Annotated in this window: 15 protein-coding genes; 4 read left to right on the forward strand and 11 right to left on the reverse strand. The window is 62.6% G+C overall.

Features of this window, described 5'->3' with window-relative positions; genetic code table 11:
* Nucleotides 1-16 precede the first annotated feature (16 nt).
* Nucleotides 17-961 carry an ATP-dependent DNA ligase gene (locus AMA01_RS10330; protein WP_067850668.1) on the forward strand — a complete coding sequence of 315 codons (945 nt, stop codon included), beginning with the start codon at nucleotides 17-19 and terminating at the stop codon, nucleotides 959-961.
* A 5-nt stretch (nucleotides 962-966) separates the two neighbouring features.
* On the opposite strand, the gene ku is transcribed toward AMA01_RS10330, so the two are convergent.
* The 8 genes from ku to AMA01_RS10370 form a co-directional block, all read right to left on the reverse strand.
* The gene (gene ku, locus AMA01_RS10335) at nucleotides 967-1,800 is read right to left on the reverse strand and encodes a non-homologous end joining protein Ku (protein WP_231862917.1); all 834 of its coding nucleotides are present in this window, start codon (nucleotides 1,798-1,800) and stop codon (nucleotides 967-969) included.
* An 18-nt stretch (nucleotides 1,801-1,818) separates the two neighbouring features.
* On the reverse strand, nucleotides 1,819-4,674 hold the full coding sequence (locus AMA01_RS10340) for a helicase C-terminal domain-containing protein (RefSeq protein WP_067850672.1): 2,856 nt from the start codon (nucleotides 4,672-4,674) through the stop codon (nucleotides 1,819-1,821).
* Nucleotides 4,634-5,560, reverse strand: coding sequence for a tetratricopeptide repeat protein (locus tag AMA01_RS10345; protein WP_067850674.1), 927 nt, complete (start codon nucleotides 5,558-5,560; stop codon nucleotides 4,634-4,636). Before AMA01_RS10345 ends, AMA01_RS10340 begins: the two co-directional genes overlap by 41 nt.
* Before the next feature lie 92 nt (nucleotides 5,561-5,652).
* Entirely contained in the window at nucleotides 5,653-6,654 is a 1,002-nt protein-coding gene (locus tag AMA01_RS10350; protein WP_067850676.1) for a biotin--[acetyl-CoA-carboxylase] ligase, read from the reverse strand.
* Nucleotides 6,641-7,834 carry a CCA tRNA nucleotidyltransferase gene (locus AMA01_RS10355; protein WP_231862918.1) on the reverse strand — a complete coding sequence of 398 codons (1,194 nt, stop codon included), beginning with the start codon at nucleotides 7,832-7,834 and terminating at the stop codon, nucleotides 6,641-6,643. The genes AMA01_RS10350 and AMA01_RS10355 overlap by 14 nt, the downstream gene beginning before the upstream one ends.
* A 4-nt stretch (nucleotides 7,835-7,838) precedes the next feature.
* Entirely contained in the window at nucleotides 7,839-8,993 is a 1,155-nt protein-coding gene (bshA, locus tag AMA01_RS10360) for an N-acetyl-alpha-D-glucosaminyl L-malate synthase BshA (protein ID WP_067850680.1), read from the reverse strand.
* A gap of 31 nt (nucleotides 8,994-9,024) precedes the next feature.
* The gene (gene dapB / locus AMA01_RS10365) at nucleotides 9,025-9,753 is read right to left on the reverse strand and encodes a 4-hydroxy-tetrahydrodipicolinate reductase (RefSeq protein ID WP_067850682.1); all 729 of its coding nucleotides are present in this window, start codon (nucleotides 9,751-9,753) and stop codon (nucleotides 9,025-9,027) included.
* Nucleotides 9,746-10,102 carry a nucleotide pyrophosphohydrolase gene (locus AMA01_RS10370; protein ID WP_067850684.1) on the reverse strand — a complete coding sequence of 119 codons (357 nt, stop codon included), beginning with the start codon at nucleotides 10,100-10,102 and terminating at the stop codon, nucleotides 9,746-9,748. The genes dapB and AMA01_RS10370 overlap by 8 nt, the downstream gene beginning before the upstream one ends.
* Nucleotides 10,103-10,230: 128 nt before the next feature.
* Between AMA01_RS10370 and ylbJ the strand changes: the two genes are divergently transcribed.
* The gene (gene ylbJ / locus AMA01_RS10375) at nucleotides 10,231-11,520 is read left to right on the forward strand and encodes a sporulation integral membrane protein YlbJ (protein WP_067850686.1); all 1,290 of its coding nucleotides are present in this window, start codon (nucleotides 10,231-10,233) and stop codon (nucleotides 11,518-11,520) included.
* A 70-nt stretch (nucleotides 11,521-11,590) separates the two neighbouring features.
* On the opposite strand, the gene AMA01_RS10380 is transcribed toward ylbJ, so the two are convergent.
* Nucleotides 11,591-12,394 (reverse strand): undecaprenyl-diphosphate phosphatase, encoded by an 804-nt coding sequence (locus AMA01_RS10380; protein WP_067850688.1) that lies wholly within the window; start codon nucleotides 12,392-12,394, stop codon nucleotides 11,591-11,593.
* A gap of 167 nt (nucleotides 12,395-12,561) precedes the next feature.
* On the opposite strand from AMA01_RS10380, the gene AMA01_RS10385 reads away from it, so the two are divergent.
* Both AMA01_RS10385 and AMA01_RS10390 read left to right on the forward strand, forming a co-directional pair.
* Nucleotides 12,562-13,608 (forward strand): YkvI family membrane protein, encoded by a 1,047-nt coding sequence (locus AMA01_RS10385; protein WP_067850690.1) that lies wholly within the window; start codon nucleotides 12,562-12,564, stop codon nucleotides 13,606-13,608.
* A gap of 55 nt (nucleotides 13,609-13,663) precedes the next feature.
* Nucleotides 13,664-14,542 (forward strand): YitT family protein, encoded by an 879-nt coding sequence (locus tag AMA01_RS10390; protein WP_067850692.1) that lies wholly within the window; start codon nucleotides 13,664-13,666, stop codon nucleotides 14,540-14,542.
* A 36-nt stretch (nucleotides 14,543-14,578) separates the two neighbouring features.
* Here AMA01_RS10390 and AMA01_RS10395 read toward each other — a convergent pair whose 3' ends face one another.
* Nucleotides 14,579-15,151, reverse strand: a complete 573-nt coding sequence (locus AMA01_RS10395) for a YpiB family protein (protein ID WP_067850694.1) — start codon at nucleotides 15,149-15,151, stop codon at nucleotides 14,579-14,581.
* A 133-nt stretch (nucleotides 15,152-15,284) separates the two neighbouring features.
* Entirely contained in the window at nucleotides 15,285-16,682 is a 1,398-nt protein-coding gene (locus AMA01_RS10400) for a hypothetical protein (protein WP_067850696.1), read from the reverse strand.
* Nucleotides 16,683-16,707 lie beyond the last annotated feature (25 nt).

Here is a 16,707-nt window from a genome sequence, read left to right on the forward strand (position 1 = left end):
CAAGGAGGGGCCAAGCGTGGCATTCTTTCGGCCGTTCGAACCCATTTCAAGCGCCGAGGTACCCGCGGGCGACGGGTGGATTGCACAGGTCAAGTGGGACGGGGTACGCGCCGTGGCCGACGTATCCAAAGACGGGGTGCACCTCTGGAATCGGCATGGAAGACCGAGGACGGAGCGGTTTCCCGAGATTGCATCTTCACTCGCCCCTTTTCAGGGCTGCGCATTTGACGGCGAGGTCATCGCGTTTTCAGGAGGCAGACCTGACTTTTACCGAGTTCTTCGCAGGGATCAAGCTGGCCATTTGAGCATCATTCCAAAGCTTGCGCACGAAATCCCCGTGTGGTATGCCGTGTTTGACGTCGTGCAAATAGGTGGAACGTGGGTGGGAGAGTGGCCATTGGCGAAGCGGCTCGAGTGGCTGACCAAGCACCTTGCGGGCGTTCCACACGTCTTGGCGGTGGAAGGCGAAGCGGACAGCGAAGCCCTCTTCACAGCCACGAGGCAAATTGGACTCGAGGGCATTGTTTGCAAACGGATGAATTCGACCTACGCCCCTGGCCGCAAGGACGGGCGCTGGGTCAAAGTGAAACATGAGCGAAACGCCGTCGCGGCCGTTGGCGGCGTCATGTACCGCGAGGGCACCCCAAATGCGCTGGTCCTTGGCCTGTTTGATGAGAGAGCACGGCTGTTTCATGTCGGCAACGTTGGGGCCGGTCGCCTTTCGCATCGGGAATGGCAACAGCTCGTCGAACGGGTCCTTGCCGAGGAGACATCGGCTCACCCGTTCGCCCGCCCACCGAAAGTTCAGAAAATGTGCCGATTTGCACGGCCCGCGGTCGCCGTGAAGGTCCGCTTCTCCGAATGGACACCACACCTGACCTTTCGCCACCCCGTGCTCCTTGGATGGTTGGATCATCCGGTTACCCCTATGTTGTGCAGTTTTTCGCAGGCAGACCCGTAGCAGCTTCAAGACGTCTTTCGCTGCCTCCGTTTCCTCGGCTGCGATGTTTCGGCCTGTTTCGCAAGCTGCACGCTCTTTTTCAGCGCCTCCATCAGATCCACGACCTCTCCCGTTGCTTGCACGCCAGGCTTCTCCGTCCCTCCCTCTCCGCGCCGCTCGGCTATCCACGCCTCCAATCGCACTCGACTCTCGTCTCGATAATCGTTTGGCACAAACGGCTTGGTCAATTGCCGGATGAGCGTCTCCGCCACTTCGAGTTCGTTCGCATCGATGTCCACGGCCTCCCGAACGTACGGGAGCTCCCCCGTGGAGCGGACGTCCTCCGGCCATGCCAGTGCGTGTACCACCAAGACTTCTCCGCCGGCATCACTCGCCCGCACGAGCGCGAGTGACTCCGCGTTCCTCAGCGTCATCCGGGCAACCCCTACGCGGCCCGACGCCTGAAGCGCCTTCCACAACAGCCGATACGCCTTCTTGCCACCAGCCTCAGGCGCGAGATAATACGCGCTCTGAAACATCACCGGGTCGATCTCGCCTGCGTCGGCGAATTGGACGAGATCGATGGTCTCGGCCCGGCGTCCCTGAAACGCCGTCAGTTCCTCGTCCTCCACCACGACAAACTCGCCCTTCGCGTATTCAAACCCGCGCACGATCTCGTCCTGCCCCACTTCCACCTGGCACCGCGGGCAGAACTTCTTGTACGTGATGGGGGTCCGACAGTCTCTGTGCAACTGCCGAAAATGAATCCCGCCCGTCTCCGTCGCCTTATACAGCCGCACAGGAATGTTCACGAGCCCGAAGCTCACTGATCCTCGCCACATCGCATGCATACCACTCATCGCCCCCTCGCTACGCGATTAGGGTGAGAGCGAAGCGCGCACCCCATGCTCGGAAGAGGAAGGCGTGCTTTGTAAAAACTTCCGCACCTCAGCGACGAGATCGCGCTCCGGCACAGCGCGAGGCCGAAGGCCAGGGATAGACTTCCAGAACATCGATCCATATCGCTGCGTCACAATGCGCTTGTCAAATACGACGATCACGCCGCGGTCCTGCTGTGTTCGAATCAGGCGGCCGACACCCTGACGAAAGCGCACGACCGCCTCGGGCAGGCTGAGCGCGCGAAATGCGTTCTGCCCGCTTGCCTCCAGGCGTTCCAAGCGAGCGGCCGTCACCGGATGAGTCGGCGGAGCGAACGGCAATCGCACGATCACGAGAGCTGTCAGCTGATCGCCCGGCAGATCAATGCCTTCCCAGAACGTTTGCGCCCCAAACATCACGCTCTCAGGGTGCGCCCGAAACGCCTCGAGCAGCGCCGCTCGACTCCCATCCAAGTCCTGCGCAAGCAGGTTCAGGCCTCGTTCGGCGAGGACTGAACGTGCAAGGCGCGCCGTCTCGCGCAAAAGCGCGTGGCTCGTGAACAGCACGAGCATCCGGCCATTCGACACCTCGGCAAGGCTGGAGATAGATGCGGTGAGCCACGCCGCAGCTTCCTCCGGCGGCGCCGCCGCAATGTCCGGGACATCGTTCGGAACAAACAGGCGCGCCTGTCTCTCCATTGCGAAGGGAGACGGGACAGTCCGCGCAATGACGCGGTCTTCGCGCGCGTGTTCGTCAAGCCCGAGCTTCCGAATGGCGAAGTCGAACGCCCCGTTCACGGCGAGCGTGGCCGAGGTCAGAATGACCGAGCGCAGCGGATCGAAGAGGTGCTGCTTGAGGACGCGAGCCACGTCCACAGGCGCCCGATGCACACTCACGCGCGTGCGCGAGCCGCCCGCCTGCACCTCCACCCAGGTCACGTCGTCCGGGCTCTCGTCCAACACCTCCTGCATGCGCGCGATCCCGTCGAGCCACGATCCCAGAAAGCCTGCGGCGTCGACGACGCGCCCGACGTGATCATCCGACGGAAGCGACTTCACGAGCTCCACCAGCCGAGCGCGCAAATCGTGCAGCCGTTTCACGCCCGCCTGCGTCTTGTCCAGCGCCTCCCTGTACGCCTGAAACGAGGCGCTCTGCCGCCACGACGCGTCAAGGCGAAACTCCGACTGGCCCGTTGGGACCTGCGCAGCGAGGGCCTGGAATGCTGCGTCCACATCTGCGCTGACAGTCCCCACCCATTCCTTTGCCTCTTCCAGCAGATCGAGCGTGGAACCCTCGATGTGCAGTTCCTCCAACATGCGCATGACGTCGGCCAGCACACCCGCCCGGCCGCGATCTCGCACAAGTCGGTGCGCCAAAGCGGCCATGCCGCCGCTTTGGACTTCGAAACCGAGGTGACTGGTGGCCTGCTCCTCGAGGTGATGCGCCTCGTCCACGACCAAATGCTCATATTTGGGCAATACGCGGTGATCTGAGGCCAGATCTGACATGACGAGCGAGTGGTTGGTCACGATAAGATGCGCAGCCTGGGCTGCCTGTTTGGTCCGAAAGTAGTAGCACGGCTGGAAAAACGGGCAGCGCCGATTGATGCACGATTCGCTCTCGCTGCGGACGCGCGCCCAGAGCCCCACGCCCACCGACGACTTCGACAGCGTCTCCCGCGTCCCGTCCGGCGTCTCGGTAAGCCAGACCAAAAGCGCCATCACGCCCTGGATCTCGTCCACAGGCGTAGCCATCGTGGAAAGGCGCGCTTCGCTGCGCACCTTTCGCAGACAGACGTAATTATTGCGGCCCTTTTGGACCACGAGACGCAGGTCCTCACCGAAGATGCGACGGAGAAGCGGAAAGTCGCGCTCAGCAATCTGGTCCTGCAGGGAGAGCGTGTGGGTGCTCACGACGACGGGATCGCCCGTCTTCATCGCCAGAAGCGCGGCGGGGACCAGATATGCAAGCGACTTGCCCGTCCCCGTCCCAGCCTCCACCATGGCGTGCTTGCCCTCCGCGAGCGCCTCTGCCACGGCGTCGACCATGGCCAACTGTCCCGGACGAGCTTCAAAGCCAGGCATCGACGCCGCCAGCGGACCGCCGGGCGCAAGCACCTCTCTGGCCTTGCTGGCGATCTCGTCGAGTTGGGCGCGATTGGGCATGGAAGTCGAGCGCTCCTCGGGCCTCAATGGCATGTTCGGCTTTGTGTAGTAAAGGCCCTGCCGCTCTTCGAGCTCTGGTCCGTGGTGTCCTTGGTGCCGCCGCAAAACCTCTTCAAACCAAGCCGCGGTGAGCGGGGAGTACAAGCCTGCGAGCCCCGCCAGCAACTCGATGACGCCCTCGGGCAGTCGCCGTGCCTTTTCTTCCAAGCGGGTGAGCAGTTGGTGAGTCGTGTGTGCGTCGGCGAGTGCCCGGTGGCTCACTTCAGCGCGCAAGCGCAGACGACGGGCCAGATATTCAAGGCGATGACTCATCAGCCGAGGTGCCAAGATGCGGGCGAGGGTCAACGTGCAAAGCCCGTCGCCTGGCTCGAGTGGCAGATGATATTGCGCGGCGCGATGGCGCAAAAAACTGCGCTCGAACGCCCAGTTGTGCCCTGCCATCGGTGTATCTCCAACAAATGCCGCGAAGCGCATCAGCGCCTCGCGCTCGAGCGGCGCGCCCGCGAGAGCCGAAGCGGAAAGGCCGGTCAGCCGCGAGATTTCATCCGGAATTGGGCGCTCGGGCGTCACAAGCGTGTGAAACGTATCGACGATGTCGTGATCGCACACCCTGAGCGCGCCGATCTCCAGAATTTCGCCGCGCTCAGGGTCAAGCCCCGTCGTCTCCAAATCCACGATGATCCATTCCACTCGCGTCGCACTCCCGCCCACGGTTTGTCCGATGTTCCTGCGCATCCATTGTACTCGACGCCTGACCATGATGCCCATGGAACCCTGCGCCTCTATTTCCGGCTTCCATCGCCAAGTAGACGAGCGCATGGTGTTGCCCGCCGGCCATCACCGCCTTCTTCGCGAGGCATGCAGAGGCAGCCATGTCACCCTCCAACCACGCGAGCAGAGCCCGTACTTCGTGCTCGATGGGGGCAAACCTCGCGTCTGACGCGCACTCTTGCGCCCAGTTCAGCGCCAACTGCTGCTCGCCGAGCGCAACGGCGAGCGCTCCCAAGGCGCGGGCATGTCGAGGTGTCGATACGCCTTGCCGAACAGCCAGATGAAGGTGGCTCGCCGCGACACGGGGCATGCTTGCGAGATAGGCGCACACCGCGGGGAGCACCCAGTCGTCACCTTTGCCGCCTCGTGCGCACGTTCGAAACGCCATTTCTGCAGTTCGGTAGGCCCCGCTATACGCAGACGCCAACCCCAGACGATACCAGCCGCGGTCCCACTCGGGCCGCAGGGCAAGCGCCTGCTGCCATGCTGTGACCGCGCCAGGATAGTCACCGCGGCGAAACGCAATCTCGCCCGAGACGCGAAGCAAAGTAAACGCATCTTGCGCCGAGCGGGCAAAGCTCCAGCCGAGGGCCATCGCTCGTCGCGCATGGTCCCACTCGCCCTCCGCGGCGCACGCCACGGCGAGATCTCTGTACGCGGAACTCGTGCGCCAGCCAAGCGCGATGGCGCGCGCAATGGCTCGCTTCGCCCTGCCGTACAACCCAAGGGTCATCGCCCCTCGAGCCTCCACCAGCGAAGACTTCACGCGCGCCCGATGGCCCGCCCCCTGGGACCACCCCGTCATAGGCATCGCCCCCTCGGGGATAAGGTTTGACCCGCATCCCAGGGACATGCCCGGAAAATACGCGCGTTGAACGGGGAATCCTGACGATTGCGCTACACTTGCTCGCGCGCGGAGAAGAGGACCTCACCGCTGACGACCGTTCGCGTCACGCCGGGGCTCGTCTCAAGCACCAGGCTTCCGTCGGGTTCGATGGACCGCGCGATGCCGCGTAGGCGCTCCTCGCCCATCGCGACTTCCACTTCCTGTCCGACGGTCGAACACAGGGCCGTCCATTCGGCGTGGACTGCCTGAAACCCGCGCCCATCTTGGAGATCGCGGTACAGTGCATCAAGCTGTGTCAGAATCCGCGCGAGCACCTTCGCCCGATGAATGGGCGTCCCCATCTCATGCAGAATGGTTGTGGCACGATGGCGGATGTCCGCCGGCAGCGCTTCGATGGAGAAGTTCGCGTTCAGGCCGATACCAATCACCGCGTGATCGACCAATTCCCCCTCCGCCCGGATCTGTGCCAGGATACCGCCTATCTTTTTGCCATTGAGGAGCAGGTCGTTGGGCCATTTGATCTGGGCGGGAACCCCTTCCACACGAAGGGCGCGGCACACGCCAAGAGCCGCCAGCAACGTGAGATCGGGCGCGTGCCGAAGGGCGCACGGATTGCGCACGAACACTGTAAACCACATGCCGCCGCGCGGAGACGCCCAGGCGCGATCGCGCCGACCTCTGCCACCCGTCTGCTCGCCGGCCGTCACCACGCCGCCGTGCGGAAGTCCCTTCGCCGCCAGTTCGAGAGCTGTGTCATTGGTCGAAGCCCTCGAAGCTGCCCACAAAATGGGCGATCCGAGCAGACATTCGGGTGGCAAATGAGGCCGAACCAATGGCGCCATCAGCTCGTCCGGAATTCGGATGGCTCGGTAACCGACACGGGGTGACGCCTCAAACTCGAATCCCACCTGTTCGAGTGCCTTCACCTGTTTCCACACGGCCGTTCGGGAGAGGCCCAGGCGATGGCTCAGTTCCTCGCCGGAAATCGGGCCGTCGGCCGCCAGAAACGCCTCCACAAGCTGGTCCCTCACGCCGGTGTCATCCACGGCCACGGTTATCGCCCCTCTTCACCCACGCCGCCGCTTCGCGGCGCAGAGCTTCGAATTGATTCTCGATCTCGCCACGCAGAACGCGGCGCACCAGGCTCATCTGACATTGGCCGATTTCCTTGCCTTGCAAACCCAGGGCTATCAACTCAGCCGCCGGCAAGGCGAGATCGGACCTGTCCCAGACCTGCTGCAAGCGGATAGCGCGCTTCCAACGCGCCATCTCAAACAGGTCCCCGCGCGCCAGAAACGAGACCATGCGAGCGGCCATTTCGGCAGGCGCGCGCCCGGCTTCGTACAGGCTCTCGGCGGACGTGGCATTTTCACCGCGCGCCCAGGCCTGGATCAGTGCCACAGCCCGCTCGATGTACCGAGCCGCGTCCTTTCCGTACGCAAGTTCCTCCGCGAATCGGCGCGCACGGAGAGGCCCGTCGTCCACGCCGACAAACCAAAGTGCGAGACTCGCGAAACCCGGTGGAGGAGCGAGCGCAAAGTGGCCCTGGCTCGCGAGCCAGGCAAACCCCGATTCCAACCAGGAGAGAGGTTCCCCCTTCTGCCGCCAGAGCGGCGTCGAAGCGAGCACGTCGACATGGGCGTGCCATGGCGCCTGCGAAAGGCGCTCCAGTTCTCGTCCGATTCGCTCTAGGGCAACCGGACGGATGGCGCCGGCCGCCTCGACAAGCGCCGCCTCCGTGGCGGGATCGAACGTCAGATGAAACTGCGCGGCAAACCGAACCGCGCGGACGAGGCGCAGCCCATCCTCGCGGAAGCGTGCGACGGGATCGCCCACCGCGCGCAGAACTCCGCGCAAAAGGTCGCCGCGGCCGTCAAACGGGTCCACGAGCCGGCCTTCCAAGTCAATTGCCATGGCGTTCATGGTAAAGTCTCGCCGGGCGAGATCCGCTTCCACGTCATCCACGAAGCGCACGAAATCGGGACGGCGCCCGTCGCCGTACGGCCCTTCGGACCGAAACGTGGTGACTTCAAGCCAGACCCCCGCAGACTGCACCGAGACGGTTCCGTGGCGAATTCCCGTGTCGATGGTGCGCGCAAACAGCGACTTGACCTGCTCCGGCCGCGCGCTCGTCGCGACGTCGAGATCCGCGGGCTTTCTTCCGAGCAAAAGGTCTCGCACCGCGCCGCCGACCAAATAGGCGGAATAGCCAGCGCCATGCAGAACCTGCATCACTTCACGCGCCGGGGCGGGGATGCGCATGATTGCCGGATTCAGCCGCCATCACCTCACGGTACAGAGCCTCGTATTCGCCGACCTTCTGGTCCACGTGGAACGCGTTGACCGCACGTTCCCGGGCTCGCGACGAGAACGCCCGATACATGGCGTCGTTCTGCAGCAGTTGACAGGCGAGATCGGCCATGTCGTCGACGCAACCGACGGGCGCCAGAAAGCCGGTCTCGCCGTGGACCACCACCTCCGGAATGCCGCCGGCGGTCGATCCGACCACGGGCACGCCGCACGACATCGCCTCGAGCGCAACCAGGCCAAAGCTCTCGCTTGCCGACGGCAGGAGGAATAAATCGGCAGCGGCAAACAGCGGCGCCACCTCGTCCTGACGCCCCAGGAAATGGACGACATTCCCGAGCCCGGCCTCTTCCATCTGGCGTTTGGCCGCCCCGAGATCCGGCCCTTCTCCCACCAGCAGCAGCTTGGCGGGAATCCTCCTCACCACGCGCTCGAACACGGCGATCACGTCGTGCAACCGTTTGACCGGCCGGAAATTCGAGATGTGAAGCAGGACGCGTTCACCATTCGGCGCAAAGTGGCGCTTCAATTCGCGCCCGCACTCCGGCCGAAACTCGCCGGGATCGACGAAGTTGTAAATGCAGCGAATGGGCTTGTCAGTCTCGAACAGGCGAGCCGTGTCCAGGACCAGACTCTGGCTGACGGCCGTCACTGCATCGCTTCGCTCGATGCCGAGCTTGATGATGGATTTGAGGCTCTGATCCTGAGCCAGCACCGTGATGTCCGTGCCATGCAGCGTGGTGACCACGCGAACCGGATGGTGCGCCATCTCGCGCGCCAAGTACGCGCACACCGCGAACGGCAAGGCGTAATGCGCGTGCAGAACGTCGAGTTGATATTCGTCGGCGACTCTCGCCATGAGGCTGGCGAGCGCAAAGTCATACGGCGGCGTCTTCAAGACCGGATACGTGACAGGCTCGATTTGATGAATGTACACGTGTTCCACGAAGGCGCCGAGCCGAAACGGCACGTCCGTCACGATGAAGTGGACCTCGTGTCCACGCCGGGCGAGCGCCTTGCCGAGCTCGGTTGCCACCGCGCCAGATCCGCCCACCGTCGGGTAACAACTGATTCCGACGCGCACCGGCGCACCTCCTTTCGGCCACCCGTTTTTTTCACCAGAGGAGTTTGTCCAGTCCATACACCAGCTCGCGCAAGGTCATGACGCGCCTCACAGCCAGGATGAGACCGGGCATGAAGCTCTCGCGGCTGAGCGAATCGTGCCGGATGGTCAGCACCTCGCCAGTGCCGCCGAAGATGACTTCCTGGTGTGCCACAAGTCCCGGCAAGCGCACGCTATGTATCGGCACGTCGTAATCCACTTCCATCATGGACTTCGTGCGCTGCGCTGTGCCGGACGGTTTATCCCGCTTGCCGTCGTGATGCAGCTCAATAATCTCCCCACGCGGCATGAAACGAGCCGCCTCTCGCGCGAATCGCATCATGAGAAGTGCTCCGATGGCGAAGTTCGGGCATACGGCCGCGCCGACCTGCCGCGCCCGCGCCATCTCTTCCCACCGGCGCACGTCCTCCTCCGTGTAGCCGGTGGCACCGACCACGGTCCGCACGCCGCGAACCAGGGCGAGATCGACGTCACGGACCACCGCGCCCGGCCCCGTCAGATCAACCCACACGTCCGGCTGTTCCGTGTCGAGAAGCCGTTCTGGATCGTCATACACCGCGCCGTAGGCGGAAAGCTTTTGCTCGGTCTCTTCATCAGCTCGGCGCACCAAAAGCCCGCAGATGGCGATGTCGTCCTCCTGTCGCAGCGCCTTGAGCGCCTCCTGTCCCATGCGTCCCAGCGCCCCCGCCAAAGCAACCCGAATCACGCCTGCGTCACTCATCCTTGCGCCTCCCCTCACCGTGTTCATCCTGGCGATCTCGGCGCGTCCAGCGGTCGCGATCTCGCGTGCGGAACTTGTGCATGGTCGCCGAAAACGCGTCGTCTAGATCAATGCCCAGCCGATTCGCCATGCACGCGAGTACGAACAGAATATCGCCCATTTCGAGCGCGATGTCCCCCTCCGGCTCGTCGGCCTTCTTCGGCTTTTCCCCGTAATGATGATTGATCTCCCGCGCCAGTTCACCAAGCTCCTCGGCAAGCCGCACGACGAGTGTCATCGGGTGAAAATAGCCCTCTTGAAACTGGGATATGTACCGATCGACTTCCTGCTGCAGTTCGGACAGTTGCACGTCGTTCTCCTCCTCGCGTCCCCATTATACCGGACCGGCTCTCACAAACATAAAAGACGAGGCTTGTCATAAGCATGTATGGACGATTTCGGGCCCGTACCAGGGTCCGACAAGGGAGGGAAGGGCACTTGCGCGAAGAGAGACGCGGGCACCGGAGCACCGTCCTCCTGGCCGCCATGGCTGTGGTGTTTACGCTGGCGCTCGTGATCTATCCGAAAGTAGGGTACGAAGCCGGCATGCAGGGCCTCAAAGTGTGCTGGGAGATCATCATTCCGTCGCTTCTGCCGTTCTTCATTGTCTCCGAGCTGCTGCTCGGCCTCGGCGTGGTTCGCGGCTTCGGCGTTCTCCTCGAGCCGCTCATGCAACCGCTCTTCAGCGTCCCGGGCGTCGGCGCGTTCGCCCTGTCCATGGGGCTCGCGGCCGGGTACCCCATGGATGCCGTCATCACGGCGCGATTCCGCCAGACGAAGCAATGCACCCGGATTGAAGGAGAGCGGCTGTTGGCCTTCACCAACACCGCAGATCCGCTGTTCATGTTTGGCGCCGTGGCCGTGGGCATGTTCAAATCGCCGGCGCTCGGCGCGTTGTTCGCCGTCGCACACTACATTTCCTCGTTTTTGGTGGGCGTGACGTTCAAGCTGTGGGGACGGCGCGATCCCGACCACCTCAGGGAAGTGAAAGATCGCGAAGAGGTGCGGCCGAAGGGAAACCTGTTTGCGCGCGCTTACCGCGAGATGCTGGTGGCGCGTGAAGAGGATGGGCGTGCATTTGGCAAGCTGCTTGGCAACGCAGTGAGCGAGTCGGTTCAGACCATCCTCATGATCTCCGGGTTCATTGTGTTTTTCGCGGTCGTGATCGAGATTCTTGAAGTGAACGGCATTATGGCGGTTATTGGATGGCCTCTGATGGAAATCTACCGACTGTTCGGCATCCACACGGGGCTCGTACAGCCGACGCTGGCAGGTGTGCTCGAACTGGATATCGGCAGTGCCCAGACGGCGGCGGTTCCCGCGCCGCTCATTCAGAAACTCGCGCTGGTGAGCGGAATCATTGCCTGGAGCGGCCTCAGCGTTCACGCGCAGGTCGCAAGTGTGCTGACCCAAACCGACATCCGGATGCGCCCGTATTTTCTCGCGCGCTTCCTGCACGCCGCGCTCGCAGCGCTGCTCACCGTCCTCCTCTACGGCATGGGTGTCGGTCGCAGCTCCCAAGGCGCCATGGCGAGTTTGGCGCACCATCTTCCCGTGATGTCTTCCGCCTTCGAACAGAACGGGTTTTGGCCGACCTTTGCACACGCGATGTCAAACAGCGTGGTGTGGTGGGCGGCCATTTTCGCGGCACTCGTCGCCCTGTCCTTCGGCGCACTGCTCATCCGGCGGATCCGCGTGATTGCGTTCTTCGTCCGCTCACACGGTTGACAGAAATAAGAGCGGCCAGGTGTCCCGGAAAGGGGCTGCCTGGCCATTTTTTACGACGCACACCGTCGCGTCACGCGAGAGGGGGAAAGAACCGGTGCTGAACCAGTTGATCGAATAAGATCCACGCCGAGAGCGCGAAGGTATACACCGCGAACCAGCGCATTCTGGCGCGTGAGACCAAGGACTTGGTCCACCGCACAGACAGATACCCCGTGACGAGCGCCGCCAACATGCCCGCCATCATCGGACCCGACGACAGCGCTGCCGAGTGATGCGCTTCGACGAGATCGTCAAGCTTGACGAGCACGCCGCCGAGAATCGCCGGGATGGACAAGAGAAAGGAAAAACGCGTCGCCGCCTCCCGATTCAGGCCTCGCCACAGTCCGCCGGCGATGGTCAACCCGGAACGGGATAGCGCCGGAAGAATAGCGGCGCCTTGGAGCGCGCCGATCCACAGGCTGTCGGCCACAGTCATCGTCTTCTCGTTCTTTTTGCCTGCCTCGACGGCGTCCATCCACCACAGGATGACGCCCGTCAGCAAAAATTCGAGGCCGATGGTCGCGCCTGATTCAAACAGATCATCAAACCATTCTTCGAACAGCGCGCCGATCACGGCGGTCGGCAATAGCGCCACGACGATCATCCATGTCTCCCGGGCCTTCGGATGCTGGATGAGCCAGCGGACCTCCCTGCGCATCGCATACAGGACCGCGAGCAGAGTGCCCACGTGAAGCATGAGCACGAACGCCGTATTGCCTTCGACATTGACGTGAAGCAGTTTCTCCAAGAGCACAATGTGGCCCGAGCTGGAGACGGGCAAGAACTCGGTCAAACCCTGCACGGCCCCGAATAGCACGGCATCGCCGTACGTCATCGTGCTACCCCCTCGTATGACGACCTCCCTCCCGCAGACGCCGTGAGTCGTCGTTCCGTACATGTGTATGGACGGGCCGGTCAGAACATGTCCGAGCTTCGGCATGTCTTACGCACGGTTTCCATAGGATGTATCGACGCACGATGACGTCGCAAGGAGGGTCGAGGGTGAGGGCTGTGAGGCTGGCATTTCAGATTGCCGCGGTTTACATCGGGACCGTCGTGGGCGCAGGATTCGCGTCTGGGCAAGAGGTGTATCAGTTTTTTGGGCGTTTCGGCGCATGGGGATTCCTGGGCATCTGTGTGGCCACAGGTTTGTTTGCCTGGTGGGGCTATCGCCTGTTGGAGCTCGGCGCCGAGTGTCGCGCAAGGTCATTTCAGGATGTCACGGCTCGCGCCCTGCCGCGTTGGCTCGCCCGTGGAATCGACGCGCTCGTCATCGCCATGTTGTTGGGAACTACGACGGCGATGCTGGCGGGAACCGGCGCGCTGTTTCGTGAACAACTCGGTCTGCCGTACGGACTCGGCGTGCTGTGCGCGATGGCGTTCGCGGCCATGACGACGGCGTTTGGCATTCGCGGGCTCTTCGGCGCCAACGCTGTCATCGTACCGGCGCTCTGCATCTTCGCGGTCGGATTGGCACTCGCCAGCGTGTCGGATCCTTCGCACCGGTCCGCTATCCTCCATTTGCACACAGCGAACGGATCCATCGCGTCAGCCATTCTCTCAGCGCTCCTCTACGCAGCTATGAACGTGGGCTTGTCCATCGGCGTGCTGGTTCCACTTGGCGGACGAATTGGAGAACGCCGCGCGCTCCGGCAAGGATCCGCACTCGGCGCCGTGGGGCTCGGCTGCCTGCTGGCAGCGGTCACCATCACGCTCGCCGCACACGCCCCAGACGCATATCGATACGCGGTACCCATGGGGCGCATTGCAGCCACCTATCCACGAGTCGTGGCCGTGCTGTTTATCGCCGTGCTGTTTGGGGAAATCTACTCCACACTGGTCGGCAATCTGTATGGACTTCTCGGTGAGCGGCTCGCCACGCAAAAAAAGCGGCTCGCCGCAGCAGGGATGGTGCTCGCCACCTGTGCGGCATTCACGGCATTTGGATTTCGGGCCATTGTCCAGTACGGCTACACGGCGTTCGGCTGGATCGCGCTATGGCTCCTCACCCTTCTGACCTTGGCGCGGCGCCCATTGAAGTTACCGTGATCCCGCCCGTATAATGGCTCATAGTACCAGCCACGTGGCAAGGGAGTCACACATCATGAAAATATTCGAACGAGCAATCCAATGGGGCGCCATCGCCGTGGGCGCCCTCATCTACGCTCTGGGGCTGAACGGATTCCTGGTGGCGAACCACCTCGCGGAGGGCGGCTTTGTAGGCATTTCCCTTCTCTTGTTGTACAAGTTGCACGTGCCAATTGGCATCTCGTTTTTCATTTTAAACATCCCACTCCTCATCGTGGCATGGAGGCAATTCGGCCACGAATTCGTGCTGAAGACAGCCGCCGGCGTCGCCGGTGTTTCCGTCTTCAGCGAAATCACGCAACCCGTTCGAATTCCGCTTCACGATCCCCTGCTGGCCGCGTTATACGCGGGCGTGATCACGGGCATCGGACTCGGGCTCATCTTTCGCGCAGGCGGCACCACGGGCGGATCCGATATCATTGCGCGCCTGCTCAGGCATCACCGGGGCATCGGCATGGGGCGAACCCTGTTTGCCATCGATTTTATCGTGATTCTGTCCGTCATCGTGCTCATCGGCAAGGAAGTCGCGATGTACTCACTCGTGGCACTGTTTGTGGCGAGTCGCGTCATCGACTTCGTCATTGAGGGAGCCTCGAGCGGCCGCGCGATGATGATCGTCTCGGACCACCATCACACCATCATCGAAGCCATCCATCGCGAGCTCGATCGCGGCACCACCTTGCTTCAAGCCCGCGGCGGTTACACAGGGACAAGCCGCGAGGTCATCTACTGCGTGGTCTCGCGCGACGAAGTCTCCCGCGTGCAACGCATCATTGAGGCCATCGATCCGTATGCCTTTGTTACGGTGAACCCGGTGCACGAAGTCCTGGGCGAAGGCTTCACGTTCGACGGCGAGGCAAATTCGCCAAGCAGGCGGCGCAAAAAATGGCTGTGAGGCTCGAGGCCGCACAGCCAACACCGACGCATTCGGTCAGGCGGGAGAATCTTCGAGAGATTCGCCGCGATCAAACTGGATGAGTCGCTCGCTCGCCGCGAGAAAAGCGCGTTTGTCGCCCGCATCCAAGGCGGCATCCACCGCCCGCATCAGCTGGTCCCGCCGATACGCCCGAAGCGCTTGCTCGATGACGAGATCTGCCTGGACGGACAGCATCTCGCGGATGGCCGGGTCAAGGTCCGGACGTGCAGGCTCCTCAAGGACCGAGGCAAACTCGGGGCACGTGCTTCGATCTTTGAAGAACAGCCCCACGTAGATGTCTTCGTCCGGGTGCTGATACAAGTCCATGAATGCCTGCTCGACATCCGTGGTCACCGGCTTGTTCCGACGGTAATAGCGAAACGGCGCGACGTGCACGCAGGTCGTCGACACCACGATGACGCGCGAGAACTGGCGAAAATTGTCTACGAAGTGAACGCGCTCGAGGATGTTTTCGCGCGACATCATGTAGCGCAGCAACATCTCGGCTTCACGGCTCTGCAATCGGTAGTTGGCTAGAAACCAGCGCAGGAAATGCTTCTTCTCAGCGACGCTCACGGTGGTTCCCATAGCCATTCTCCTCCCTGCTTCCCGAGGTCTCGGAAGCGTCCAGCGAGCATCCGCAAGTTTCGAATTGTGTGTTCATTGTATTCTGTGAGCGAGCCCGCTTTTCCTGCACCCGGTGTGTTTTTCCCTTGCCACCCTACGCCCAGGACTCGCCCGGCTCAACGTCGTGAGCCTCCAGCTCGAGGCGCGCGGCCTCCGCCCAGCGCACCAGCATCCGGTCCACGTTCTGCGGAATTCCGTACAGTGCATGCCGCGCGACGCACGCCCGCCACGCATCGAAGTCGTGCCCAGCGCGGACGCCTTGAGCGACGGTATGAGCCAAGACCCGATAGGCGCGAACTCCGTCCGACGGAATTCTCTCCACGAACGGCGCGAGGGTTTCCTCCAGGCGCGGATCTGGCGACACGACGACCAGTTCAAAATTGGGCTGGACCACGAGCGCCGGCCGGCGTTCGATGAGGTCGGCGGTCGACTCCTCGTCGCCTCGTGATAATAATTCTTGACCGAGTTCGGTCGTTTGAAACCATTCAGGAGGACATTCTGGCGCATCCGAACCAAGTCTGGCGATACCCAGGTGGACAAGCATTTTGACAATTCTCGTCCGCCAAACATCTGACATCGAATCGTAATAAAAAGGGTTCAGGAAAGGGAGACACAGGTCGTAGAGTGAATCGAGGTGAAGCCAATCGTCGCCAAGGCGAAGGATGAGGCGCAACACGTCGGGCAGCCGCGGAATCGGTCCACGATAACTTATGACGTAATGGCGCAACAGCCGCCGAAGTTTCACGACGGTCAGGCGAGACTTCCACGCGTGCCAGCGCGCGTCGTCCACCTCCACGCGGCCATCGTGCTCGATGAGCAGCCCTTCGTCGCACGCGAAGTCGTACACGAGCGCCAGGCGGTCTGGATAGGCGAACGTCCGCTTGCCGTATCCGAACCTCCACCTTGGGAGCTCGAGCGACTCCTCTATCTTGAACAGTTGCATCACTTGTTCGAGATTGCGTTTGTAGAGCGCGCCTGTGGTCGTGAGGCGGACGTCGTGATCGCGCACGTAGGCGACAAGCGTCTCGAGGTCCGCGAGAATGGCATCCTCTTCGTCGAGCACGCAGGGCGGGTCGTCCGAGCGCATCGCGACCTTCGACCGCCAGTTCGCCACGTAGTGGGCGTGACACGCCTGGCAGACGTCTTCTGGCACAATCAGCGGGAATTTCGTCGCGGGGTCCGGATGGACGTACAGCCAACCGGCTTCGAGCGCCCGGTCAACGGCCCCATCGCCGTATGGCGCCAAAAGCGAGGCCATTTCCTCACGCGCAAACGCGTGGCGCGGCAGCAGCACGATGCGCCGCATGGCGGCGTCCCAGTCCGCACACCACCGATGTACCATGGTTTTGCGCGCGTCGGGATCGAGCCACGCCTCCAGAATCGACTGCAGGATATCGAGCTTGGAATACGGCACACAGGCCACGTGGAGCGATTTGGCGATTCGCTGGAGTGTGGGGACGGACGCGTGGTTCAGGCATTCATTCAGGCGCATGCGGCTTCCCTCCGCACCGTTTTCG

It is taken from the genome of Alicyclobacillus mali NBRC 102425 (assembly GCF_001570745.1).
In the GTDB taxonomy this organism is placed as follows: Bacteria; Bacillota; Bacilli; order Alicyclobacillales; family Alicyclobacillaceae; genus Alicyclobacillus; species Alicyclobacillus mali.